General features: G+C 66.5%; 20 protein-coding genes. 9 read left to right on the top strand and 11 right to left on the bottom strand.

What is annotated here, in order from left to right:
• Positions 1–136: 136 nt before the first annotated feature.
• The 3 genes from ABNW52_RS06085 to ada all read right to left on the bottom strand — a co-directional run bounded on the left by ABNW52_RS06085 (position 137) and on the right by ada (position 3,045).
• Positions 137–1,039 (bottom strand): DNA-3-methyladenine glycosylase family protein, encoded by a 903-nt coding sequence (locus ABNW52_RS06085; protein WP_349585450.1) that lies wholly within the window; start codon positions 1,037–1,039, stop codon positions 137–139.
• A gap of 233 nt (positions 1,040–1,272) precedes the next feature.
• Positions 1,273–1,926 (bottom strand): DNA oxidative demethylase AlkB, encoded by a 654-nt coding sequence (gene alkB / locus ABNW52_RS06090; RefSeq protein WP_349585452.1) that lies wholly within the window; start codon positions 1,924–1,926, stop codon positions 1,273–1,275.
• Between the two features lie 9 nt (positions 1,927–1,935).
• Positions 1,936–3,045 carry a bifunctional DNA-binding transcriptional regulator/O6-methylguanine-DNA methyltransferase Ada gene (gene ada, locus ABNW52_RS06095; protein WP_349585454.1) on the bottom strand — a complete coding sequence of 370 codons (1,110 nt, stop codon included), beginning with the start codon at positions 3,043–3,045 and terminating at the stop codon, positions 1,936–1,938.
• A 268-nt stretch (positions 3,046–3,313) separates the two neighbouring features.
• Here ada and ahpC point away from each other — a divergent pair, with 268 nt between their 5' ends.
• Both ahpC and ahpF read left to right on the top strand, forming a co-directional pair.
• On the top strand, positions 3,314–3,877 hold the full coding sequence (gene ahpC / locus ABNW52_RS06100; protein ID WP_349585456.1) for an alkyl hydroperoxide reductase subunit C: 564 nt from the start codon (positions 3,314–3,316) through the stop codon (positions 3,875–3,877).
• A 174-nt stretch (positions 3,878–4,051) separates the two neighbouring features.
• On the top strand, positions 4,052–5,626 hold the full coding sequence (ahpF, locus tag ABNW52_RS06105) for an alkyl hydroperoxide reductase subunit F (RefSeq protein ID WP_349585458.1): 1,575 nt from the start codon (positions 4,052–4,054) through the stop codon (positions 5,624–5,626).
• A gap of 109 nt (positions 5,627–5,735) precedes the next feature.
• On the opposite strand, the gene ABNW52_RS06110 is transcribed toward ahpF, so the two are convergent.
• On the bottom strand, positions 5,736–6,311 hold the full coding sequence (locus ABNW52_RS06110) for an NADPH-dependent F420 reductase (protein WP_349585460.1): 576 nt from the start codon (positions 6,309–6,311) through the stop codon (positions 5,736–5,738).
• A 205-nt stretch (positions 6,312–6,516) separates the two neighbouring features.
• On the opposite strand from ABNW52_RS06110, the gene guaD reads away from it, so the two are divergent.
• Complete coding sequence (guaD, locus tag ABNW52_RS06115; protein WP_349585462.1) at positions 6,517–7,821, top strand: guanine deaminase; 1,305 nt, start codon at positions 6,517–6,519, stop codon at positions 7,819–7,821.
• 10 nt (positions 7,822–7,831) lie between these two features.
• Here the strand turns inward: guaD and arsA are convergent, their stop codons facing one another.
• Positions 7,832–9,595: an arsenical pump-driving ATPase gene (gene arsA, locus ABNW52_RS06120; RefSeq protein WP_349585463.1), complete on the bottom strand. Its 1,764-nt coding sequence runs from the start codon at positions 9,593–9,595 to the stop codon at positions 7,832–7,834.
• Between the two features lie 271 nt (positions 9,596–9,866).
• Here arsA and ABNW52_RS06125 point away from each other — a divergent pair, with 271 nt between their 5' ends.
• The gene (locus ABNW52_RS06125; RefSeq protein ID WP_349585465.1) at positions 9,867–10,562 is read left to right on the top strand and encodes a pirin family protein; all 696 of its coding nucleotides are present in this window, start codon (positions 9,867–9,869) and stop codon (positions 10,560–10,562) included.
• Positions 10,563–10,616: 54 nt separating this feature from the next.
• Here ABNW52_RS06125 and ABNW52_RS06130 read toward each other — a convergent pair whose 3' ends face one another.
• Together ABNW52_RS06130 and ABNW52_RS06135 are read right to left on the bottom strand one after the other, a co-directional pair.
• Positions 10,617–11,135 (bottom strand): globin domain-containing protein, encoded by a 519-nt coding sequence (locus ABNW52_RS06130; protein WP_349585467.1) that lies wholly within the window; start codon positions 11,133–11,135, stop codon positions 10,617–10,619.
• Between the two features lie 54 nt (positions 11,136–11,189).
• The gene (locus ABNW52_RS06135) at positions 11,190–11,561 is read right to left on the bottom strand and encodes a lysozyme inhibitor LprI family protein (RefSeq protein WP_349585468.1); all 372 of its coding nucleotides are present in this window, start codon (positions 11,559–11,561) and stop codon (positions 11,190–11,192) included.
• A gap of 182 nt (positions 11,562–11,743) precedes the next feature.
• Between ABNW52_RS06135 and ABNW52_RS06140 the strand changes: the two genes are divergently transcribed.
• Together ABNW52_RS06140 and ABNW52_RS06145 are read left to right on the top strand one after the other, a co-directional pair.
• A complete protein-coding gene (locus ABNW52_RS06140) occupies positions 11,744–13,663 on the top strand; it encodes a B12-binding domain-containing radical SAM protein (protein ID WP_349585470.1) in 1,920 nt (639 codons plus the stop codon).
• A gap of 362 nt (positions 13,664–14,025) precedes the next feature.
• Positions 14,026–14,499, top strand: a complete 474-nt coding sequence (locus ABNW52_RS06145; RefSeq protein ID WP_349585471.1) for an Lrp/AsnC family transcriptional regulator — start codon at positions 14,026–14,028, stop codon at positions 14,497–14,499.
• 3 nt (positions 14,500–14,502) lie between these two features.
• Here the strand turns inward: ABNW52_RS06145 and ABNW52_RS06150 are convergent, their stop codons facing one another.
• From ABNW52_RS06150 to ABNW52_RS06165, 4 genes are all read right to left on the bottom strand, one after another.
• A complete protein-coding gene (locus tag ABNW52_RS06150; RefSeq protein ID WP_349585473.1) occupies positions 14,503–16,077 on the bottom strand; it encodes a sensor domain-containing diguanylate cyclase in 1,575 nt (524 codons plus the stop codon).
• 231 nt (positions 16,078–16,308) lie between these two features.
• Positions 16,309–17,400 carry a hypothetical protein gene (locus ABNW52_RS06155; protein WP_349585475.1) on the bottom strand — a complete coding sequence of 364 codons (1,092 nt, stop codon included), beginning with the start codon at positions 17,398–17,400 and terminating at the stop codon, positions 16,309–16,311.
• Between the two features lie 78 nt (positions 17,401–17,478).
• A complete protein-coding gene (locus tag ABNW52_RS06160; RefSeq protein ID WP_349585477.1) occupies positions 17,479–20,265 on the bottom strand; it encodes a response regulator in 2,787 nt (928 codons plus the stop codon).
• Positions 20,266–20,501: 236 nt separating this feature from the next.
• On the bottom strand, positions 20,502–22,664 hold the full coding sequence (locus ABNW52_RS06165) for a malate synthase G (protein ID WP_349585479.1): 2,163 nt from the start codon (positions 22,662–22,664) through the stop codon (positions 20,502–20,504).
• A 170-nt stretch (positions 22,665–22,834) separates the two neighbouring features.
• Here ABNW52_RS06165 and ABNW52_RS06170 point away from each other — a divergent pair, with 170 nt between their 5' ends.
• The 3 genes from ABNW52_RS06170 (at position 22,835) to ABNW52_RS06180 (ending at position 24,909) form a co-directional block, all read left to right on the top strand.
• A complete protein-coding gene (locus ABNW52_RS06170) occupies positions 22,835–23,731 on the top strand; it encodes a LysR family transcriptional regulator (protein WP_349585481.1) in 897 nt (298 codons plus the stop codon).
• A 221-nt stretch (positions 23,732–23,952) separates the two neighbouring features.
• Positions 23,953–24,495, top strand: coding sequence for an iron transporter (locus ABNW52_RS06175; RefSeq protein WP_465270723.1), 543 nt, complete (start codon positions 23,953–23,955; stop codon positions 24,493–24,495).
• Between the two features lie 87 nt (positions 24,496–24,582).
• Positions 24,583–24,909, top strand: a complete 327-nt coding sequence (locus tag ABNW52_RS06180) for a cupredoxin domain-containing protein (protein ID WP_349585483.1) — start codon at positions 24,583–24,585, stop codon at positions 24,907–24,909.
• Positions 24,910–24,913: the final 4 nt, after the last annotated feature.

Genomic DNA, 24,913 nt, shown 5'->3' on the forward strand with positions numbered 1-24,913 from the left:
CCGCGGCCGGCAGCCGGCGGCAAAAAAAATGCCCGCGCAGGGCGGGCGGTAAGCAGAAACGGGACAAAGCCATGTTGCTGGCGGCAGTATCGCGGCGCGTTGTGACGCGGCGATGACAGCCGGCACGTTGGCCGCATCAGTAGCCGTCGCCGGCCTGCAGCGCCCACAGGTGGGCGGCCACCAGTGCGCGCCAGGGGGCGAATTCGGCCAGCCAGCGCTCGGTTTCCGGCGCGCTCAGCTTGTCTTCCCGTTGCAGCAGCCGCTGCAGGTTGCGGCGCACCGCCACATCGCCATGCAGCGAGCCATCTAGCCAGGCAAAGCCGCGCAGCAGCGCATAGCTGATGGTCCACGGGCCGATGCCGCGGATCGCCGCCAGCTGGCTGCCGATGGCGGCGGCATCCGGCGCCTGCTGCCAGGCGGCCAACGGCAAGCGGCCGCTGGCGACCTCGGCGGCTAGCCGCAACAGCGTCTGCGCCTTGCCCTGGGTCAGGCCGGCAGCGCGCAGCGTGGCCTCGTCCATGCCGGCGACGCAGTCTGCATCCGGCAGGCAGTACAGGCCGCTGCTGTGCTGCCGCCCGGCGGCCAGGATGAAGCGGCGGCGTATCGCCACTGCCGCCGCCACGCTGATCTGCTGGCCGATGATGGCCCAGGCCAGCGCTTCGAAGGCGCTGGCGGTCTGCGGTACGCGCAGCCCGGACTGCCGCGCCAGCAGCGGCCCCAGCTGCGGGTGGCCGGCCAGTGCCGCCTCGAACTCTGCCACCGGCTGAGTCAGCCCCAGCATGTGGCGCACGCAGCCGGTCAGCCGTGCCGCGTCGTCGGCGTGGCTGCCGCTATCCAGCAGCAGGCTGGCTGCAGCGCCCTCCGGCTGCAGGCTGATGCGCAGCAGCGCCGGCTGGCCGTGCCACAGCAGGCCCTTTTCCAGCGTGTGCGCAAGGACACGCTCCGCCACTTGCTGTGCATCACGGCGATGAAAATCGAAGAAGCCAGCGGCGCGGAAATTGGCCGGCAGCGGCAGCTGGCAGTGCAGGGTGGTGGACATGGCGGACTCGGGGCAAAGGTTGGCCGCAAGGCTACGTGGCGGGCGGCGGCTTGTCACCGCGATCAACGATCAGGCCTGGCAACGCGCGGCAGTGGCTGACGTGTGCGCGAGCCAGGGCGAACACGGCGCAGCAAGCGGTGGTTCGCTGAGGTAAGCACGCGGCCCGGTAGCGAAGGCAGCGAAGGCAGCGAAGGCAGCGACGGCAGCGCGCGGCAGGGCGTAAAGCAGCGCGCTCAGCCGGCGCGGCGGAAGGTGAGGTTGATGCGGCAGGCGCCCAGCAGCGGGTGTTCGCCGCCGGCCAGCGGCAGCACGCCGTGATAGCGCAGCCGGTCCGGCCCACCCCACACAAGGATGTCGCCGTGGCGCAGCTGCAGCGTGGCGCAACGCGCGCTGCGGCGCAGGCCGCCCAGCTGGAATACCGCCGGCAGCCCCAGCGAGACCGACACGATCGGCGCGGCAAAATCGCGCTCGTCCTTGTCCTGGTGCAGCGACAGCTTGCAGCCCGGCTCATAGCGGTTGATCAGGCAGGCATCGGCCACGAAACCGGCAAAGCCGGCGCGTGCAGCGGCGTCGCCGGCCAGCGTGCGCCAGCTGGCGGGCATCGCCGGCCACGGCTGGCCGCTGCCCGGGTCGATTCGGCTGTAGCGGTAGCCGTGCTGGTCCGACATCCAGCCTAGCTCGCCGCAGCTGGTGGTGGCCACGCCCATGCGGTAGCCGCCGGGGGTGATCATGTGACGGAACGGCGCGGCAGCGGCAATGGCAGTGATGTCGGCCAGCAGCTGCGCGGCCAGCGGCAGCGCCATGCCGTGCAGCAGCACGGTGCCGGGCGTCAGGCGCTCGGTACAATCGTCACTGCCGGGCGGCGGGGCGAACAGATCGTCGATCATGGCTGCGGTTTACTCCTGTTCGCTCGGGCGAGTGGCAGCGCCATCCGCTGCCAGCTGCGCCTCGCGCGCCAGCAGTGCGGCCTTGCGCGCCACGCCCCAGCGGTAGCCGGACAGGCTGCCGTCGGTGCGCACCACGCGGTGGCAGGGAATCGCCACCGCCAGCGCGTTGGCGGCACAGGCCTGCGCCACCGCCCGCACCGCCCGCGGCGAGCCGATGCGCGCGGCGACCTCGCTGTAGCTCAGCGTCTGTCCCGGCGGTATCGCCTGCAGCACCTGCCACACTCGTTGCTGAAAGGCGGTGCCGCGGATGTCCAGCGGCAGCGCCAGCCCCTGCTGCGGCGCTTCCACAAAGCCCACCACCTGCGCCACCAGTTGCTCGAACGCGGCGTCGCCGCCGATCAGGTTGGCCGCCGGAAAGCGATCCTGCAGCTCGCGCAGCAGGCTGTCGGCATCGTCACCCAGCTGGATGGCGCAGATGCCGCGCGCGCTTTGCGCCACCAGGATGGCGCCCAGCGTGCACTGCGCCAGCGCAAAGCGGATGTCCTGTGCCTTGCCGCCGGCGCGCCAGTTGCTGGGCGTCATGCCCAGCAGCGCGCCCGACTGTTCGTAAAAGCGGCTGCTGGCGTTGTAGCCGGCCTGGTAGATGGCCTCGGTCACCGACGGCGTGGCCTGCAGCGACTGGCGCATGCGCGCGGCGCGGCTGGCGGTGGCATAGGCCTTGGGGCTGACCCCGGTCGCGGCCTTGAACACCCGCTGCAGGTGATACGGGCTCATGCCGGCGGCTGCGGCCAACTGTGCCAGCGTCGGCGCCTGCTCGGCCTCTTCGATCTGCCGGCACAGCCGGGCGATCAGCGCCGCCTGCTGCTGCGCTGGCGACTCGGCCTCTGGCCGGCAGCGGCGGCAGGGGCGGTAGCCGGCCTGTGTCGCCGCGGCGGCGTCCGGGTAGAAGCGCACGTGTTCCGGCCGCGCATGGCGCGACGGGCAGCTGGGGCGGCAGAAGATGCCGGTGCTGCTGACCGCGTACACGAACTGATCGTCGGCGGCGACATCGCGCGCCAGCACCGCCTGCCAGCGCGGGTCGGCGACGGTGGCGGCGGCGAGGGATGGTGAGTGTTTCATGCTGTGGCTCCGCAGTGACCTCTTGCCCTGACTGTAGGCGGGTGCCGTGCCAATGGCACTCCGCTCCTTGCGATCAAAACGGCCAATCATGGTCGATAAAGAAAATAAAACTATCCAAGAAAAACATTCAATTGGAATTGGCTATCACGCTGCGGCACTATGCAGCCATCGACAACGACTTACCGCTGCAGAGCCGCCGGGCGACGTGACTGAACAAGACGACGCAGTATCCGGCCACGCAGCACTTAACCCAAGCAAGGAGCCAAGCATGTCCATCATCAACAGCCAGATCAAACCGTTTGCCACTAAAGCCTTCCACAACGGCCAGTTCATCGACGTGACTGACCAGACCCTGCTGGGCAAGTGGTCGGTAGTGTTCTTCTACCCGGCGGACTTCACCTTCGTGTGCCCGACCGAACTGGGCGACCTGGCCGATCTGTACCCGGAATTCCAGAAGCTGGGCGTGGAAATCTACTCCGTTTCCACCGACACCCACTTCACCCACAAAGCGTGGCACGACACCTCGGACACCATCAAGAAAATCCAGTACCCGATGCTGGCTGACCCGACCCACCTGATCTCGCGCAACTTCGGCGTGCTGATCGAGGACGCCGGCCTGGCCGATCGCGGCACCTTCGTGATCGACCCGGAAGGCAAGATCCAGATCGTGGAAATCAACGCCGGTGGCGTCGGCCGCGATGCCGCCGAGCTGCTGCGCAAGGTGAAGGCTGCCCAGTACGTGGCCGCCCACCCGGGCGAAGTGTGCCCGGCCAAGTGGAAAGAGGGCGATGCCACGCTGGCACCGTCGCTGGACCTGGTAGGCAAAATTTAAGTTCTGCCGCCGCGTGCCTGAGGGCACGTGACAAGGTTGTACCTGATGGCCCGGCCGACCTCTCCCGGCCGGTGCCATCCCCACCCGACATTCATTGCCGGGTGCCCCGGAAAACGGCCTTGCGGCCAACCCTGAAGCCGCTTTCCCGGGTACCCGTATACCAAGGAGCACATCATGCTGGACAACAATATCAAGACCCAACTGCAAGCGTACCTGACCAACCTGCAACACCCAATCGAGCTGGTTGCCAGCCTGGGTGCCGGCGCCAAGGACGAGGAAGTGCGCGGCCTGCTGGCCGACATCGCCAGCCTGTCCGACAAGGTGAGCGTCCGTTTTGATGGCAACGATGCCCGCAAGCCGTCGTTCAGCGTTGGCCGCGTCGGTGAGCCTGCTTCTCGCGTCAGTTTTGCCGGCGTGCCGATGGGCCACGAGTTCACCTCGCTGGTGCTGGCGCTGCTGCAGGTGGGCGGCCATCCATCCAAGGCCGGGCAGGAACTGATCCAGCAGGTAAAAGCGCTGCGCGGCGAATACAGCTTCGAAACCTATATCTCGCTGTCGTGCCAGAACTGCCCGGACGTGGTGCAGGCGCTGAACCTGATGGCGGTGCTGAACCCGAACATCCGCCACACCATGATCGACGGCGCGCTGTTCCAGGACGAGGTGGCCGCGCGCCAGATCATGTCGGTGCCTACCGTGTACCTGAATGGCGACGTGTTCGGCCAGGGCCGCATGGGGCTGGAAGAAATCGTTGCCCGGCTGGATACCGGCGCGGCGGCACGCGAGGCGGAAAAAATCGCCAGCAAGGACGCATTTGATGTACTGGTGGTCGGCGGTGGGCCGGCCGGTGCCGCCGCCGCCATCTACACTGCGCGCAAGGGCATCCGTACCGGGGTGGTGGCCGAGCGTTTCGGCGGCCAGGTGCTGGACACCATGGGCATCGAGAATTTTATCTCGGTAAAGGAAACCGAAGGCCCGAAACTGGCGATGGCGCTGGAACAGCACGTCAAGGAATACGACGTGGACGTGATGAATCTGCAGCGCGCCAGCAAGCTGGTGGCCGCCAGCGAAAGTGCCAGCGGGCTGACTGAAATCCAGCTGGAAAGCGGTGCCAGCCTCAAGGCCAAGACCGTGATCATCGCTACCGGTGCCCGCTGGCGTGAAATGAACGTGCCGGGCGAACAGCAATACCGCAACAAGGGCGTGGCCTACTGCCCGCACTGCGACGGCCCGCTGTTCAAGGGCAAGCGCGTGGCGGTGGTGGGGGGCGGCAACTCCGGCGTGGAAGCGGCTATCGACCTGGCCGGCATTGTGTCGCATGTGACCCTGCTGGAATTCGGCGATGCCATGCGTGCCGACGCGGTGCTGCAGAACAAGCTGAAGAGCCTGCCCAACGTGACCATCATCCTGCAGGCGCAAACCACCGCGGTGACGGGCGATGGCAGCAAGGTGAACGGCCTTGACTATATTGACCGTGCCAGCGGCGAGGCTCGCCACATCGCACTGGAAGGCATTTTCGTGCAGATCGGCCTGTTGCCGAACACCGACTGGCTGCGTGGCAGCGTGGAGCTGTCCAGCCGTGGCGAGATCCTGGTTGGCCGCCAGCAGGACACCACCGTGCCCGGCGTGTTCGCCGCTGGGGACGTGACCGACGTGCCGTACAAGCAGATCATCATCGCCATGGGCGAGGGCGCCAAGGCCGCGCTCGGCGCCTTCGACCACCTGATCCGCAGCGGCGTGTCCGCCAGCTGAGCCGCAACAATTCAAGCCTCCTTGGGCGCCCCGTCATCCACGTGATGCGGGGCGTTTTTTTTGCCCTTGTCTGTGTGGAGGGCAGGGCGGCCTGCGGCCAACCTTGGCGCTAGCGCACCAGGCGGAAACCCATGTTCGGCCCCAGCCCCTGCACATAGGCCAGGCGGATGTTGAGCAGCGCCATCGGCTCCAGATAGCGCGCCATCAACAGCGGCCCGGCGTCCACCGCGTCGAAGCCCAGCGCATCCACTATCTCCAGCACCGTCTGCTTGGCGGCGGCATCGTCGCCGGCCACCAGCCCCACCAGCTGCTCGCCCTTGACGTGGCCGCTGGCCATGGTGCCGGCAAAGCTGGTGTTGAACGCCTTTACCACCCGCGCCGCCGGCAGCTTGGCCTGCAACTGCTCGGCGCCGCTGGTGTCGAAACCGGCGGCCAGGTGCAGGCTGTCGGTGAGCAGGTTGGTGGCATCCACCACCACCTTGCCATTGGCGGCCACCCCCAGCGCGGTGACCACGTTGTCGGTTTCACTGAACGGCATGGCCAGGATGATCAACTCGCTGGCCAGTGCCGCCTGGTGCACCAGCAGCGCATCGCGCCCCACGGCGCGTACCTGGTGTCCCAGCTGCGACAGCCCGGCTTGCAGCGCGGTGCCGACGTTGCCCTTGCCGATGATGGCGATATGCATGATGTGCTCCTTGCCGGCAAATCCGGCGTCAATCGGTATCGTGCGCCAGCGGTTGCGACCGGGGCGCTCTCGCTTCAGTGAAGACCATTCGCCCTGCCGTCACCAGCCATTCTGCGCCTGCCGATTGCCGCCGCGGCGCTGGCGGCGGACAAGCGTCGCCGGATGCGTCATAACGAAGCAGGTAGACCAGAAGAGAGGTACGTGCGTGCAAGACACCATTCTGCGGGGCGAGGTACTGCATTTTCTGCATGATCCGGGGCCGGACGACGACGCGGCGGCGTGGCAGCACTGGCCGGACGGCTATGTGGCGATGCGGCACGGCCATATCGCCGGCTGCGGCGACTGGGCAGCGCTGAGCGCGCACAGGTTGGCCGCGGCCAACGTGCACGACCACCGCGGCCGCCTGATTCTGCCCGGGCTGATCGACTGTCATCTGCACTACGCGCAGGTCGGCATCATTGGTGCCTTTGGCCACCAGTTGCTGGATTGGCTGCAGGATTACACCTTTCCGGCCGAGGCGGCGTTTGCCGATGCCGAACTGGCGCGGCGCACCGCGGATTTCGTGCTGGACCGGCTACTGGCGCACGGCACCACCACCGCGGCGGTGTTTGCCACCGTGCACCCGGTATCGGTGGACGCGCTGATGGCGGCGGCGCTGGCGCGCAATATGCGGCTGATCGGCGGCAAGGTGCTGATGGACCGCCACGCGCCAGCCGCGCTGTGCGACGGCGCCGAGCGCGGCGCCGCCGAATCCGCCGCGCTGATCGCGCGCTGGCATGGCAAAGGGCGGCTGGCCTACGCTGTGACGCCGCGCTTTGCCCCCACCTCCACGCCGCGGCAGCTGCAACTGGCCGGCGAGCTGTATGCCGGCACGCCCGGGCTGTATGTGCAGTCGCACCTGGCGGAAAACCATAGCGAATGCCAGTGGGTGGCGCAGCTGTTTCCGGGGCATGGCGACTATCTGGATGTGTATCGCCACTATGGTCTGCTGGGGCCGCGCTGCATCTACGGTCACGGCATCCACCTGCATGACGCGCAGCGGCAGCTGCTGGCCGAGAGCGGCACCGCGATTGCCTTTTGCCCCAGTTCCAACCTGTTTCTGGGCAGCGGTTTTTTCGATTACCGCGCCGCGCGGCAGGCCGGAGTGGCGGTGGGGCTGGCCAGCGACATCGGCGCCGGCACCTCGCTGAGCCTGATCCGCACCCTGGCCGATGGCTACAAGGTGTCGCAGTGCTTGCAGCAACCGTTGCCGCCGCTGCGCGGCTGGTACCTGGCGACGTTGGCCGGCGCGCAGGCGCTGCGGCTGGAGCACTGTCTGGGCAATTTTGCCGTCGGCAAGGAGGCGGATTGCGTGGTGCTGGATATGGCGGCCACGCCGGAGCTGGCGTTCCGCCTGCAGGGCGAGCACACGCTGGCGCAGCGGCTGTTTGCGCTGGCCACGCTGGGCGACGAGCGCTGCGTGGCGGCCACCTATGTGGCCGGCCGCCGCTGGCAAGCGCCTGCCGGCTAACGGTGGGGAATCAGCCGGTTTTGGTCGCCGCGCCCAGCGCCATTAGCGCCGCCACGCCATTGGGCTCCTGCTGCTGCAGCGGCACCACGGCCAGCCGCTGGCTGTGCTGCTGTTGCACCTGGGCAATCAGCGGCAGCTCGCTGGCGGCGCGCTGGCGCAGCAGCGCGGCACGCGGTTGCGCCTGGGCCAGGCAATTGTTGATGATCCAGCCCCATGGCTCGATGCCGGCGCGGCGCAGATCGGCCTGCAGGCCGGCCGCCTCCAGCACCGGCGTGGTTTCCGCCAGGGTGACGATCAGCACCCGCGTCTGCGCCGGGTCCTGCAGCTGCATCATCGGGGTGGTGAAGTGCAGCCGCTCGCCCATCTGCCGTACCACCTCGCGGTGGTAGGCGCCGGTGGCATCCAGCAGCAACAGCGTGTGGCCGGTGGGGGCGGTGTCCAGCACCACGAACTTGCGGCCGGATTCGCGGATCACCCGCGAGAAGGCCTGGAACACCGCGATTTCCTCGGTGCAGGGCGAGCGCAGGTCTTCCGCCAGCATGGCGCGGCCCTGGTCATCCAGCTGCCTGCCCTTGCTGGCCATGACCTGCGCGCGGTACTGCTCGGTGGCGGCCTGCGGGTCGATGCGGCTGATGCTGAGCGTAGGCAGGCTGCCCTGCAGGCTGCTGTCCAGCTGGCCGGCCGGGTCGGAGGTGGTCAGATGCACCGCATGGCCGCGGGCGGCCAACTGTACGGCGATGGCCGCCGCCATGGTGGTTTTGCCCACGCCCCCCTTGCCCATCAGCATGATCAGGCCGTGGCCGTTGGCCGCCAGTTCATCTACCAGGCTTTCCAGCTGCGGCAGTGGCGGCAGGCTGATGTTGGCCGCAGCGGCGCTGCCTGCATCCGGTACTGCCGACAGCAGCTGGCGCAGTGCCGCCACGCCCACCAGGTTCACCGGCAGCAGCGGCACCGTGTCCAGCGGCAGGCTGGCCAGCTCGGCCGGCATGGCGGCCACTGCCGCCTGCTCGCGCTGCCACACCGCCTCGGCCAGCGGGTCGCCATCGCAGGCGGCTTGCGGCAGCACGCCATTGAGCACCAGCTGCGGCCGGGTCATGCCCAGTGCCGCCAGCTCCTGCCGGGTGCGCGCCACCTCGCGCAGCGTGGCCTGCTGGGCGCGGGCCACCAGCACCAGCCGGGTGCGCGCCGGGTCGGTCAGCGCCGCCACCGCGGCGTGATAGCGGCTGCGTTGTTTGTCGAGGCCGGCCAGCGGTCCCAGGCAGGAGGCATCGCCCTGGCCGCTGTCCAGAAAGCCGCTCCACGCCCCTGGCAACTGCAGCAGGCGGATGGTGTGGCCGGTGGGGGCGGTGTCGAACACGATGTGGTCGTAGTCGCGCAGCAGCGCGGCGTCGGTCAGCAGGGAGGTGAACTCGTCGAAGGCGGCGATCTCGGTGGTGCAGGCGCCGGACAATTGTTCTTCCATGCCGCGCACTTCGGCCTCCGGCAGCACGCCGCGTGCCGGGCCGACGATGCGGTCGCGATAGTCCTGCGCCGCCGCCTGCGGGTCGATTTCCAGCGCCGCCAGCCCGGGCACCGCGGCGATGGCGACAATGTGGTTGCCGATGGTCTGGCCGAACACCTGGCCGATGTTGGATGCTGGGTCGGTGCTGACCAGCAGCACGCGCTGGCCGGCATCGGCCAGCCTTACCGCGCTGGCACAGGCCAGCGAGGTCTTGCCGACCCCGCCCTTGCCGGTAAAAAACACATAGGCTGGCAGTGCGTGCAGAAAGTGCATGGTGGCGCTCCGGATAACAACACAGTTAATGAAATGATATTACAAGGTATCCGTGTAACGGGCGCCGATGGCCAACCGGCTTGTGCTGCATCAAGCGCCATAAGATGCCTCCCCGCACATGGCTGTTGCCTTGTTCTGATTTACTGAAATAGCTACGCGAATTTCTGCGATTTTGCTTTGGTGGCAACAGGGTTACAGTAACGGACATGACAGCAGGCAAGCTGTATGAAGCCAGTCTGTCAGTCGGGAAACTTATTCAGGAGAACTCACCATGATCGATATCCGCAGCGCCGACTCCCGTGGCAAGGCCGACTTTGGCTGGTTGCAAAGCCGCCATAGCTTCTCGTTCGCCAGCTACTACGACCCGGCGCACATGGGCTTTTCCGACCTGCGGGTAATCAATGACGACCGCGTGCTGCCGCGCGCCGGTTTCGATACCCACGGTCACCGCGACATGGAAATCATCAGCTACGTGCTGGCCGGGGCGATCCGCCACCGCGACTCCACCGGCAACGAGGAAGTGCTGCGCGCCGGCGAGTTCCAGCTGATGAGCGCCGGCCGCGGCATCCTGCACAGCGAGTACAACGCCAGCGACAGCGAGGAGCTGCGCTTCCTGCAGATATGGATCGAGCCGAACCAGCGCGGCGGCGAGCCGGGCTACCAGCAGAAGGACTTCGGCATGGCGCCGGGGCTGACGCTGGTGGCCTCGCCAGACGGCGCCGCTGGCAGCCTGCAGATGCGCCAGGATGCGCGGCTGTACCAGCTGATCCTGGCCCCGGGCGAGGCGCTGGACTTCCAGCAGTCGCCGCAGCGTTGCAGCTATGTGCACGTGGTGACAGGGCAGCTGCAGCTGGATGATGTCGCAATCGGCCCGGGTGATGCCGCCAAGGTCAGTGCGCAGCCGGCCTACAGCCTGCGCAACGTTGGCCGCGAGCCGCTGCAGGCGCTGCTGTTCGATCTGGCCTAACCGCCGGCTGTTGTGGCCTGCCGCCCGGTGCATCCCTGCGCCGGGCGCAGCCGTTTATGGCGGCGGGGTTTGCTGCCGTGCGGCCGCCTGCGCCAGCCCTTCCAGCATCATGCCGGCGATCAGGTCATAGGCTTGCGACCAGGCTTCGGCCAGCTCCGGGGTCAGCTGCGCATGCAGGTACTGCTGCAGTACCTCGGTCAGCGCCGTCTTGAGGGTGGCAAAGTGTGCCGGCTGCACGCCGTAGTTCAGGTGCTGGGCGCCCAGGCGGACCAGGATGAAACGGATGCTGTCCGGTTCGTGCAGGCTGGTCAGGATGGTGTTGAGCGTGCGGCTCAGGTTTTGCACCAGCCGTTCCGGCGGCAGGTTGAACATCGGGCGCAGCGCGGGATCGAGCCGGAACAGCGCGCTATAGATGTCGCGGGTGAATTGCTCACGGTCGTAGAACAGTTGATCCCAGGTGCGTTGCACCAGCTCGATCTGGGTGTTGTTCATGGTGGTGTGGTCACGTGCGTGGCAGGGGTTGTTGTCACTATAGGCAGCCGGCAGCGTGCGGCGGAAAAAACTGGCTTGCATAGCGGCACCCCGTTCCGCACAGGGTGGTGGCGGCCGGGTGACCGCCCCGTTTGCTTACAGCTTGCTGTTCATGCAGCCGGCGCTCTTGCATTCGCGGACGCGGTCCTGCAGGAAGCGCACCCGCTCCAGCGTGGTCTGCGTGGCGCAGTCCAGGTTGACGAAGAAGCCGCGCTGGTCGTGATAGCTGCAGCTGTCGTTGCGTGTGCGCATCCATTGCAGCTGGCCGCTCTTCAGCGCGCGGCGGCCGTCGCCATCCAGCAGCTTGGCCAGCCGGCCGTAGCTGTCGTTGAGATCCTTGTCTGCCTGGCTGTAGACCTTGTTCAGACAGTAGAGATCGTCGAAATCGTTGCGGGGTTTGTCGCAGCTGGAGTTGGCATGGGCGCCGGCGGCCAGGCACAGGCCCAGCAGGGCGATGAGGTAGCGCATGGTGTGCTCTTTCTGATAGCGGTGGAAAGTCGGCATTTTACTGCATTGTCATTTTTATGGCCGTATTGCTTTGCGCTTGGTAACTACGTGGCGCTGGCCATGCCAAGCCGGCGGTTTCATGAGAAAATCCGCGCTTCACGGGCAGCCATGGCTGCCCGCCTTGTTTTTAGCCGGAACCCGCCATGTCCCAGATTGCTTCGCCCCGCGTGCTGTCGCTCATCCCGCCGATGACGCAGCTGAATACGCCGTACCCGTCCACCGCCTATATCACCGGTTTCCTGCGCTCGCGCGGCGTGAACGCGGTGCAGGAAGACCTGGCGCTGGCGCTGGTGCTGCGGCTGTTCTCGCGCGACGGGCTGCAGGCGATCGGCCCGGCGGTGGAGGCGGTGCCGGTGAAGAAGCGCAGCCAGCAGCTGTGGCACTTCATCGAGAACCGCGAGCAGTACCTGGCCACCATCGACCGGGTCATCGCCTTTCTGCAGGGGCGCGATGCCACGCTGGCCTACCGCATTGCCAGCCGTGGTTACCTGCCGGAAGGGGCGCGCTTCGCCTCGCTGGAAAACTACATGGATCCGGACGACCCGGAAGGCGGCGACCCGCTGGCGTGGGCGTTCGGCGCGCTGGGCAGCTACGACCGCGCGCGGCATCTGGCCACGCTGTACCTGAACGACGTGGCTGACGTGGTGCGCGAGGCGGTGGACCCGCGCTTCGAGTTCGTGCGCTATGCCGAATCGCTGGCCATGGCGCAGCCCACTTTCGAGCCGCTGGCCAAGGCGCTGGCGGCGGCGCCCAACCTGGTGGACGACACCCTGGCGGCGCTGACCGTGGCCGCCATCGAGCGCCACCAGCCGGACGTGGTACTGCTGTCGGTGCCGTTTCCCGGCTCGGTGTATGCAGCGTTCCGCATCGCGCAGACCATCAAGCAACGTTGGCCGCAGATCCGCACCGTGCTGGGTGGCGGCTTCGTCAACACCGAACTGCGCGAGCTGAAAGAGCCGCGGGTGTTCGACTACTTCGACTTCATCACCCTGGACGACGGCGAGAAGCCAATCCTGGCGCTGCTGGAGCATTTCGCCGGCCAGCGTGGTGCTTCGCGGCTGGTGCGTACCTATCTGCGTGAGGATGGTGCTGTCCGCTATGTGAACATGATGGAAGCCGACATCCCGTTCAGCGAGGTGGGCACCCCCACCTGGGACGGGCTGCCGATCGACCGCTACCTGTCGCTGCTGGACATGCTCAACCCCATGCACCGGCTGTGGAGCGACGGGCGCTGGAACAAGCTGACGGTGGCGCACGGCTGCTACTGGAAGAAGTGCAGCTTCTGCGACGTGACGCTGGACTACATCTCGCGCTATGAAACCGCCTCGGCCGAGGTGCTGGTGGACCGCATCGAGGCCATCATCGCCGAGACCGGGCAGACCGGCTTCCACTTTGTGGACGAGGCGGCGCCGCCGAAGATGCTGCGCGCGCTGGCCGAGGAACTGCTGCGCCGGCAGGTGAGCATCTCGTGGTGGGGCAATATCCGCTTCGAAAAATCCTTCAGTCCGGAGCTGTGCCAGCTGCTGGCCGATTCTGGCTGCATCGCCATTTCCGGCGGGCTGGAGGTGGCCTCCGACCGGCTGCTGAAGCTGATGAAGAAGGGTGTGTCGGTGGAGCAGGTGGCACGAGTGACGCAGGGCTTTACCGAGGCCGGCATCCTGGTGCACGCCTACCTGATGTACGGCTTCCCCACCCAGACGGTGCAGGACACCGTGGACGCGCTGGAGTATGTGCGCCAGCTGTTCGACAACGGCTGCATCCAGAGCGGCTTCTTCCACCGCTTTGCCTGCACCGTGCATTCGCCGGTCGGGCAGAACCCGGACGAATACGGCGTGCAGCTGATTCCGCAGCCGCAGATTACCTTCGCCCGCAACGACGTCGGCTTCATCGACCCCACCGGCACCGACCACGAGGCGATGGGCCGCGGGCTGAACAAGGCGCTGTACAACTTCATGCACGGCATCGGCCTGGAGATCAATGTGCAGCAGTGGTTCGACGTGCGCGTGCCCAAGCCGCGCGTGCCGCGCCATTTCATTGCCCGCGCGTTGCAGCAGCGCGACTGATTCGCCGGCGGACAAGACAATGCGGCCAACCTTGGGGGATGCAAGGTTGGCCGCATGCTTTTGTGCGTCCTGCGGACGTCTGGCTTTGTCCCGGTCGTTGCCGACCTGCTTCTTGCCACCCGGCGCCGGCCGCCGGCTGGCCGTGGTGGGCGCAGCGGCAGTGGCGTTGGCAGCCCCGCCGCGTGGGTGGCGGCGAGTGGGCAGCCGGCTGGTGGCTGGCTGTCTGCACTGGGTGGGCAGTGGGAAAACTGTAACGCGCGCCGGGGTGCAAGGGCTTTCGAAGTGGCTGTCTTTTATCGCCCGGCTGGATAGAATGTTCGCTGGAATGCGGTTTTTGGCGAACAATATTTTTTGGTGGCGAAATGGAAGAAAGCGAATTCACGCTCAGTGCACAAGACAGAAAGATTCTGCGCGAGCTGCAGCGCAATGCGCGGCTGTCGAATGCCGAGCTGGCGGAGCGGGTGGGCATGTCGCCGTCGGCGTGCTGGAAGCACACCCGGCAACTGGAGAAAGAGGGCTATATCCAGGGCTATGTGGCGCTGATCGACCAGAAGAAGATGGGGCTGCGCGACACGGTGATGATCGAAGTGACGCTGAACGCGCATGAAGAGGACACCCTGGCGCGCTTCGGCGAGGAGCTGGCGGCGCTGCCGGAAGTGCTGGAAGCCCACTTGCTGTCCGGCGAGTACGACTACATGATCAAGGTGGCGGTGGATGGCACCGCCGGCTACGAGAAGTTTCTGCGCGAGAAGCTGTACAAGATTCACGGCATTCATCACAGCCGCTCGCACTTCACCCTGCGCTGCATGAAGTCGGTGCCGTCGGTGCAGGTGTAGTGTTCAGGCGCCGTGGCTGCAGCCGCAGTTCTTGCCCTGGGCCTTGGCGCGGTACAGCGCCTTGTCGGCCAGGCGGTAGGCTTCGGCGGCGTCCGGCTGCGCGCCATGCTGCATCAGCACGCCGCCCAGCGAGATGGTGAGCACGCCGTGCTCGCTGCCCGGGTGCTGGATGCACTGCTCGCACACGGCGGCGGCGACGCGGTCCATGAACGCCTGCAGCCGTGGCAGATCCGGCAGGCTGGTGACGATGGCGAACTCTTCGCCGCCCAGGCGGTAGACGCGGTCGTCCTGCCGCTGCGCCACGTGCTGCACTACGCGGGCGATGTCCTGCAGCGCCTTGTCGCCGGCCGGGTGGCCGAGGGTGTCGTTGTAGTGCTTGAAGTTGTCCACGTCGAACAGGATCAGCGCCAGCGAGCTGCCGCCGCGCTTGAGGTGGCCCAGCGCGTCGTGCAGTTGCTCGTCGAAGGCGCGGCGGTTCCACAGCCCGGTCAGCCAGTCGTGGGTGGATAGCTGCTCCACCCGCGCCCAGCTGCGCAGCAGGATGACCACCAGCCCCAGGCTGCCGCTGAGAAACAGCACCAGCAGCCAGAACGGCAGCGACTGGCGGATGGCCTCGCGCTGCAGCGCCCGCGCGTCGCCATCCAGTACCAGGTACCAGTTGTTTACCTCCAGCGGAAACACCGCCAGCAAACGTTGGCCGCGCGGCTGCAGCGTATGTTGTGGCCAGTTGTGCGGCAGCAGTTGCGGTGCCGGGCCGCCGGCGCTGGCCAGCTTCTTGCCGTCGGCCTGCAGCAGGTGGCGGCTGCTGTGCTCGATGGGCACGCGCTCCAGCAGCCAGGCCAGCCGGCTGGTGGTGATATCCACGCTGACGGCGCCGCGGAACACGCCGCGCTCATGCACCGGGGCGGAGATGGTCACCATCCAGCCACGGCCGGCCTCGTCCTGGTAGGCCGGCGTCCACACCAGCTCGCCGGCCGGGTTTTCCGCCGGGTGCGCCTTCATGAAGAAGTCCATGCTGAAGGTTTGCGGCGTCACGAAGTAGTCGGCCACGCCTACCCGCGGGTACAGGTACACGAACTTCTTTGCCGATGTGTAGTACACCCACGGCGTGTCCGGGTCGCGGGCGATCAGGGTGCGGAACATCGGCGTGAGCGCCAGCGCCATCTGCATTTCGCGCACCGTCGGCGAATCCGCCGCCGGGATCGGCCCCAGCCCGGTGATATTGCCCAGGCTCTGGTTGGTAAACCCGGGCGGCAGTTGCAGCGCATAGCCGTGATGCTGCGGTTGCGGGGACAGGTAGGGGTGCACGTTCCAGCTCAGCGGGCTGCGCTCGGCCAGGTATTGCTCGGCCAGCACCTGCATGGTGTACAGGGTGTGGCGGCGAATCATCAGCTCGTGATCCACGCTGGCGGCCAGCCGCTCACCGCTGGCCAGCAGCTCCTGCCGGCCACGGCTGGCGGCTTCTTCGTAGGCATTCCAGGCCAGCAGCAGCGCCACGGCGATGGCCGAGAACCCCGCCAGCAGGATCAACTGCCGCATCAGCGGGGATAGCGGGCGGGAGCGGGGCTGGTGCTGCATGCTGGTGGCAGTGAATGAGCGGGTCGGGTCATGGCACACGCGCGTGGTTGCTGGCGACGGGGCACGGCGGCTGACCATGACGCATCGGCCGTGGGTAGCGGGCCGGCGTGACGGCGGGAGCGGGTGACGGGGCGTCGTAATCAATACTAGGCAAGCGCGGCACGCTTTACCAAGTGATAGACAGTGGCAGGGGAGGGGCCGTGGCGGGCAGGCCGCCACGGCAGTATTACCTTACTGGCACTTGGCCTTGGCGCTGGCGGCGTCCAGGTTTTTCACCGAGGTGTAGTACAGCCGGCACACCATGGCGCTGTCGTTCTTCCAGGTGCTGGTGCAGCTGTTCAGCACGCCTTGCGCATCGCCGTCCGGCTTCTGGCCCATGGCGTTCTGCCAGCAGGCGACGGTGAGATCCTGCTGCATGATGGCGATGCCGTCCGCATCGTTCTTGGCGTACCAGATATAGCTGGGGTGATTGCCACCCAGCACCGGCACCTGCTGGTTGCTGCCGATGTTCACCTTGGCCAGTTGCAGTACGTCGAACTTGCTGCCCGCTGGCAGGTACTGCTGTGCGAACCAGTCGCGTGCCGGGCCGCCCAGCGCCACCATCGGGCGCACGCTATTGCTGCCGGGCACGGGGGCGGTCCAGCTGTTCAGCAGTGCTGCGGTGTACTGGCTGAAGTAGCTGTAGGTGCCGGTAAGCGCGCTGCCGGCGCTGGCCGGGGCGGCGATCGGGGCGATGTCGGCAATGGTCTGGTACAGGCCGTTGTCACGCACATTCATGCCGTTGTAGCCCAGCACCTGCGCCCAGCGCAGGGTGGTGGCGGCGGTCAGGTAGTCCTGGCTGTCGTTGAGCACGGTATCCGGCGGGAAATGCAGCAGCTGCACGGTGCGGTGATTGCGCATCGCCATGCCCAGGGTCAGGAAGAAGCGCCAGTCCGACTGCCAGATGCCGCCGGCCTGCTGTACCGCCAGTGCGCCCTGGTAACCCAGCTGGCCAATGGCGAGGTAGGACTGGATCACCTTGCCGTAGTCGTCGGCCGGGGCGTTGCGGATGGTGGCCTTGATGTGGTCGCTGTCGTTGCGCACCGCCACCGCCGGCTGCTCCTTGGCGCTGTTGGCGCTAGCATCGCGCAGCGCGTTCTGCATCAGCCAGTGGCTGACGGTCATTTCCAGCGATGGCGCCGGCGCCGGACAGTCCTGCTGGCAATTGGGGTAAGAGAACAGCGCGGCGATGTCATCGCGCTTGCCCAGGTCAACTTCCACGTCGCTGGCAAGTGCTGTCAGTGGCAGACTGGCCAAGAGTGCGGCCAACAGTGTTTGCTGCATGTTTGCTCCCTGTGTGGAACGAACCGGGCGCGCTATGGCCGGCGGTCCGTTGATAATGCCCGGCAACCGTGGCCGGGCTTAATCCTGGGCCGGCAGCTGTTGCGCCAGGGCCTGCTGTATGGTGTCCAGCTCGGTGGCCAGCGCGTTGACCTGTTCCGCCGCGATGGTGCCGTCCTTGGCGCTGTCGTCCAGCGCCAGCGCCAGTTGCTGCAACTGTGGCGCATTGATGTAGTGCGCCACGCTTTTCAGGTTGTGGGCGATGCGCTGGATGTCGGCGATGCGCTGTTCGCGCAGTGCCTGGCGCAGGGTGGCGGCATCGCCGGCGTGGTATTTGCGGAACTTGTACAGCAGCGACAGGTGCTGGGTCTCGCTCAGCCCGGCCGCCGGCTGCGGCACGATGCCGGCAATCGTGGCGGCGGGGGAGTCGTGGTCGAGATGGCGTGCCACCGCCTGGTACAGCTGCTCCGGGGTAAACGGTTTGGCCAGGTGGTCGTCCATGCCGGCGGCCAGCGCTTCCTCGCGCGCCGCGTCGAAGGCATGGGCGGTCACGGCGATGATCGGCAGCCGCAGGCCGTGCTCGCGGATGCGGCGCGCGGCGGCCAGCCCGTCCAGCTGTGGCATGTGGATGTCCATCAGGATGGCATCGAACAGGTCGTGCAACGCCATGTCCACCGCCTGCAGACCGTTCTCGGCACAGCTGACCTGCGCACCGGCGGCTTGCAGCAGTTCGTAGGCGATCTGCTGGTTGATCGGGTTGTCTTCCGCCAGCAGGATGCGGCTGCCCTGCAGCCGGATGTCGATCGCCGGGGTCGCCAGCTGCGGCGCTGTCGGCAGCGGTTGCGGGGCCAGTAGTGCTGCGCGCAGTGCGCCCGGCAGTAGCGGGCGAGCCAGCATGCGCACCGGCTGGCATTCGACGTCCAGCGGTGTGCTGTACGCCGGCTCCAGCAGCAGCACGGGGCAGCGCTCACCGGCCAGGCTTTGCAGCAGGGCCAGGTGCTCGCGGCAATCCCCCTGTTCCGGTAGATCGGCAATGATCAGCTGCGGTGGCGGGCTGCCATCCTGCAGCATGGCCCGTGCGGCGCCGATGCCGCTGGTGCTGCTCACGCTGGCGCCAAGCTGTTGCAGCAGGCGCTGGCTGTGCTGGCGGCTGCTGTCGTGGCGCTCGATCAGCAGCACCGACAGCGGCGTGGTAAGCGGTGGCAGTTCGCTTGCCGGCGTATAGGGCAGGCTGAGCTGGAAATGGAAGCAGCTGCCCTGGCCCGGCTGGCTGTCGGCCTGAATGTCGCCGCCCATCGCCGCCACCAGCTGGCGGCAGATCGCCAGCCCCAGCCCGGTGCCGCCATAGCGGCGGGTGATGGATTCGTCGGCCTGGGCAAACGGCTGGAACAGCCGCCCAAGGTTGGCCGCATCGATGCCGATGCCGCTATCGCTGACGCTGAATTGCAGCGTCACCCGGGCCGCGTCGCGCTGCAGGCAGGCAACCGCTAGCCGGATCTCGCCGGCCTCGGTGAACTTGACCGCGTTGCTCAGCAGGTTCAGCAGCACCTGCCCCAGCCGCACGGTATCGCCTTGCAGCGTCAACGGCACTTCCGGCGCGATATGCACCAGCAGCTGCAGCTGCTTGGCGTCCAGCTGCGGGCGCAATTGGTCTGCCTGCGCCAGCAGGAGCGCCTCCAGCTGGAACGGGCGCTGCTCCAGCGTCAGCGTGCCGATTTCGGCGCGCGAGAAATCCAGGATGTCGTTGATGATCACCAGCAGCGAATCGGCGGCGGCGCGGATCTTCTGCAGGTAGTCGCGCTCGCGCGGCGCCAGTGTCTGCTGCAGCGCCAGGCCGGTCAGGCCGGTGATGGCGTTCATCGGGGTGCGGATCTCGTGGCTCATGCGTGCCAGAAAGCCGGATTTGGCGCGGTTGGCCTCTTCGGCGGCGGTTACCGCCTGCTGCAGCTGGCGGGTCCAGCTGCGCACAAAGCGGTAGCCGAGGAAGCCCATCGCCAGAAACATGATGGCGACCACCATGTACACAGCGGACGACGAGGCGGCGATCAGCTCTACCGCATGCTGCCAGCCGGCAAGGGTGCCCAGCTCCTGGCTGGCGCGCACCGCATTGCGGCTCAGCCAGAACGATAGCGCGATATACAGGTACACCCCGCTGACCACCATGCCGGCGGCAGGCAGGATCCAGCGCAGGCTGGTGTGTCGCTGTTGCGGCAGCGCAAACAGCTTGCGGTCGCGCCAGCCGGTCAGCGCCGGCGCCAGCAGGTACAGCAGCGGGCCGCAGATCAGCAGCAGCTGCAGGAAGTTGCCCAGCCACCAGCCCTGCCACACGCCGAAGGCGTCGCTGGAGCCGATGCGGTTGGTGTAGATCCAGATGAAGGCGCCGCTGGCGCTGAACACGCTGCTGAAAAACGCCATCAGCGCGAAGAAAAACAGCGAATCCGCGGTGCGCAGGTTCAGCGGCACCGGCAGCGCGCGGTAGGCGATGGTGAATACCGCCAGCCCCAGTGGGTTGGACAGCGCGAACAGTGCCGCCCAGCCCGGCGGCAGCCCGGCATACAGCGACAGGCAGAAGGTGGCGGTATAGGCCGGAATTGCGCCCCAGCTCAGGCCGAACAGCAGGCACCACAGCAGGCACAGCGTCAGCGGCGGATACACCGACACGTAAAATGACACCCCGCCAAAGTGCATGCCGATGCCGGACCACTGCCAGATCACCGCCCCCAGTCCCAGCACGATGGCGGCCAGCAGCGACAGCAGCCAGGCGCCCAGCAGCAGGCTGCGGGCGGGCAGGGCGGCTTGCCGCAGGCGGCGTAGCGACACCGGGCGGTAGCCGGCGGATTCGGCGGCGCTGGGGAGCAGGGTTTCCACGATGACCTCCACGGGCCGGAAATGGGGAAAGGTTGGCCGCAGTGTCGGGGGGCACAAACAGCAGTAATTAAGAATTCTGGCATAAACCGCTGTGCCCGGTATGGCCAAGGCATTAAAAAACCGCGCTTGGCCATGGTGCTGCTGCGCCGCGGTTGGCGGCCAACATGGTGGTCGTTGCTGGCAGGCATGAAAAAAGCGCCCGGTGGGGCGCTTTGGAGGTTGCGGCAAAGCCTTGCTTACTGCGCCTTGGCCACCTGGCGCCAGGCGTGCAGCAGCGGCTCGGTGTAGCCGGACGGCTGGGCGCAGCCCTTGAACACCAGGTCGCAGGCGGCCTTGAAAGCCACCGAGTTGTCGAAGTTGCCGGCCATGTTGCGGTAAGCGGCATCGCCGGCGTTCTGCTGGTCCACCACCGCGGCCATGCGCTGCAGGGTTTCCATCACCTGCGCCTCGGTCACGATGCCGTGGCGCAGCCAGTTGGCAATGTGCTGGCTGGAGATACGCAGCGTGGCGCGGTCTTCCATCAGGCCGATGTTGTGGATGTCTGGCACCTTGGAGCAGCCCACGCCCTGATCCACCCAGCGCACCACGTAGCCGAGGATGCCCTGCGCGTTGTTGTCCAGCTCCTGCTGGATGTCGGCGGCGGACCAGTTCGGCTTGGCCGCCACCGGGATGGTCAGCAGGTCGTCCAGCAGCGCGGCGGCCGGCTGTGCTTCCAGCTGCTGCTGTACCTGCTGCACGTTCACCTGGTGATAGTGCAGCGCGTGCAGCACGGCAGCGGTGGGCGACGGCACCCAGGCGGTGTTGGCGCCGGCTTTCGGGTGGCCGATCTTCTGCTTCAGCATCTCGGCCATCAGGTCCGGCATCGCCCACATGCCCTTGCCGATCTGCGCACGGCCGCGCAGGCCGCTGGCCAGGCCTACCTGCACGTTGTTGCGCTCGTAGGCGGTGATCCAGCTGGAGGTCTTCATGTCGCCCTTGCGGATCATCGGGCCGGCTTCCATCGCGGTGTGCATCTCGTCGCCGGTGCGGTCGAGGAAGCCGGTGTTGATGAAGGCCACGCGGCGGCGCGCGGCGGCAATGCAGGCGGCCAGGTTCACGCTGGTGCGGCGCTCCTCATCCATGATGCCCAGCTTCACCGTGTACTGCGGCAGGCCCAGCAGCTGCTCCACGCGGCCGAACAGCTCGTCGGCGAAGGCCACTTCGGCCGGGCCGTGCATCTTCGGCTTCACGATGTAGATGGAGCCGGTGCGCGAGTTGCCCTTGCGCTGCTGGTCGTGCAGCGCGATCAGGGTGGTTACCACCGCATCCATGATGCCTTCCTGGATCTCGCTGCCTTCGCCGTCCAGGATCGCCGGGTTGCTCATCAGGTGGCCAACGTTGCGAATGAACAGCAGGCTGCGGCCGTGCAGCGTCAGCTCGCCACCGTTGGCCGCGCTGTAGCGGCGGTCGGCGTTCAGGCGGCGGGTGAAGGTGCTGCCGCCCTTGGCCACTTCTTCCACCAGCGTGCCCTGCATCAGGCCCAGCCAGTTGCGGTACACCACCACCTTGTCGTCGGCATCCACCGCGGCCACGGAGTCTTCGCAGTCCATGATGGTGCTGATGGCGGCTTCCATCACGATGTCCTTCACGCCGGCGCCATCCTGCGCGCCGATGGCGCTGGATTTGTCGATCTGGATCTCGAAATGCAGGCCGTTGTTCTTCAGCAGCACGCTGCCGGGGGCTGCCGCATCGCCATTGAAGCCGATGAACTGTGCCGGCTGTTTCAGGCCGCACACGCTGCCGTTGTGCAGCGCTACCTGCAGCTGGCCGCCGGCCACGCGATAAGCAGCCGCGTCCTGGTGCGAGCCGCCTTCCAGCGGTGCCGCCTGGTCCAGGAATTCACGGCCGAAGGCGATGACCTTGCCGCCGCGCACCGGGTTGTAGCCGCCAGCCTTGCCGGCGCCGTCGGCCTCGCTGATGGCATCGGTGCCATACAGCGCGTCGTACAGGCTGCCCCAGCGGGCGTTGGCCGCATTCAGCGCGTAGCGGGCGTTCATCACCGGCACCACCAGCTGCGGGCCGGCCTGTTCGGCCAGTTCGGTATCGATGTTGCTGGTGTCGATACGGCTGTCGGCCGGCACCGGCTGCAGGTAGCCGATATCGGCAAGGAAGGCCTTGTAGCCGGCCATGTCGGCAATCGGGCCGGGGTGGGCGCGATGCCAGGCGTCGATGGCGGCCTGCAGGCGGTCACGTTCGGCCAGCAGGGCGCGGTTCTTCGGCCCCAGCTCATGCACGATGGCATCGAAGCCTTGCCAGAAGGTATCGCTGGCAAGGCCGGTGCCGGGCAGGGCTTCCTGCTCGATGAAATCGTGAAGGTTGGCCGCAACGGCCAGGCGCTGTTTCTGGATGCGTGCAGTCATAGATGCTCTCTCTGTAGATATGTTTATGGATGTCTGTCTGTGACCGGCAAGGCGCTGTGGTGTTGGCGCAAAGGCTTGCTAGCCATACTGTTATGACGGCCAGTGTAGCCATGTTGCTGCGCAGCGCAAAGCGCTAAAATGCCACAACATCTTTTACTTTTGGTGCTGAAATGGACGTGTTCAAGCAGCTGGAAACCTTTGTTTCAGTGGTCAATCTTGGCAGTCTTTCTGCTGCCGCGCGGCAGGAGCAGGTGGTGCCGGCCATCATCGGCCGCCGGCTGGATGCGCTGGAGCACCGGCTGGGCGTCAAGTTGCTGGTGCGCACCACGCGCAGTATTTCACTGACGCAGGAAGGCAGCGCCTTCTACGAGGATTGCCTGCGCATTCTGGGGGAGCTGGAGGAGGCGGAATCGGCGGTGGCCAGCGGTAGCGCCCGCGCCCGCGGCCAACTACGGCTGTCGGCGCCGGCCGGTTTTGGCCGCCAGCACGTGGCGCCGCACGTGGCCAGCTTTCTGCGCAAGCACCCGGATCTGCGCATCACGCTGGACTTGTCCGACCGGCTGGTGGACCTGGCGCGCGATCGCATCGACTGCGCGATTCGCATCTCCGACCTGGCCGACTCCAGCCTGATTGCGGTGCGGCTGGCGGAAAACCGCCGCGTGGTGGTGGCGTCGCCGGCGTATCTGGCGCAGCACGGCACCCCCAAGACACTGCGCGATCTGGAACAGCACGATTGCCTGTCGCTGGGCGAGAGCCAGAGCCGCGGCTGGACCTTCAAGGTAGGTGGCGAGCTGGTGAACCTGAAAGTGCGCGGCGCGCTGGAGTGCAACGACGGCGCGGTGCTGCACGACTGGGCGCTGCAGGGACTGGGGCTGACCTGGCGCTCGATGTGGGAAGTAAAGGACGACCTTAGCGACGGGCGGCTGGTCTCCGTATTGGACAAGTTTTCCTCGCCGGACTACCCGGTGTATGCGGTGGTGGCGCAGCGCCGCTACCTGCCGGGGCGGGTGCGGCTGTTCATCGAACATCTGCGCGCGGTGTATGCCGCGCCGGGGTACTGGGATTGAGGTGCGTTTGTATCCAAATGTTGTGATTGCCAGATTTTTTCCCATTTAAAAACAGCTGCTTAATCTTTTCGGTACGAGGTGCTGCTGGTAACGGTTGATCTGCATCAATTGCCGTTACAGACATATTATTGATAATGGTTCTTAATGTACTTTCGATTTGAACTATGTCTGGCCCGGTGTCACTCGCCTGGCCGCATTGCTTACTGAAAAGGGAATCAAGCATGCGTATCCGTTACAGCGCCCTGGTGGCCGCCAGTCTGTTTGCCCTGCCCATGCTGGCGCAGGCGGCGGAGTATCCGATCGGCAAACCGCAGATCAAGGCCGGCATGGAAATCGCCGCCGTGTACCTGCAGCCGGTGAAAATGGAACCGGAAGGCATGATGCGCAAGGCCGAGCAGTCCGATATCCACCTGGAGGCCGATATCCACGCTGCCAAGGCCAACCCCAACGGCTTTGGCGAAGGCGACTGGATGCCGTACCTGATGATCAAGTACGAGCTGAGCAAGGCCGGCAGCAGCGAAGTGATCAAGGGCGATTTCATGCCGATGGTGGCCTCCGATGGCCCGCACTACGGTGACAACGTCAAGCTGATGGGGCCGGGCAAATACAAGCTCAAGTTCACCATCCAGCCGCCGTCGATGAACGAGCATGCCCACTTCGGCCGCCACACCGACAAGGAAACCGGCGTTGCCGCCTGGTTCAAGCCGTTCGAGCTGAACTACGAATTCACCTACGCCGGTATCGGCAAGAAGGGCGGCTACTAAGCCCGCCTGCACACGGTAATGCCAGGGTCAGCGCCGCCGGCTTTGAGTCGTGGCGCTGTTCTGCATTGCACTAGCGAAAGGAATGCCATGCGTACCCGCCTGTTGTTGATCGCCGCCTTGCTGCTGCCACTGGGCGCCGCCGCCGACGATCTGCCGACCTTCAAACTGGAGCTTAACGACGGCAAGCTCAATACCCGCTTGATCAATGCGCCTGCCGGCAAGCGCTTCAAGATCGTCGTCGTCAACAAGGGCAAGACCGCGGCCGAGTTCGAGAGCCTGCCGCTGCGCAAGGAAAAAGTGCTGGCGCCGGGGGCGGAGAGTTTTGTGACGCTGGGGCCGTTGTCGCCGGGCGAGTACAAGTTTTACGACGAATTCCACATGGCGACCACGCAGGGCGTGATCGTCGTCAAGTAAGGAG

The organism is Vogesella oryzagri (genome assembly GCF_040148885.1).
GTDB lineage: Bacteria > Pseudomonadota > Gammaproteobacteria > Burkholderiales > Chromobacteriaceae > Vogesella > Vogesella oryzagri.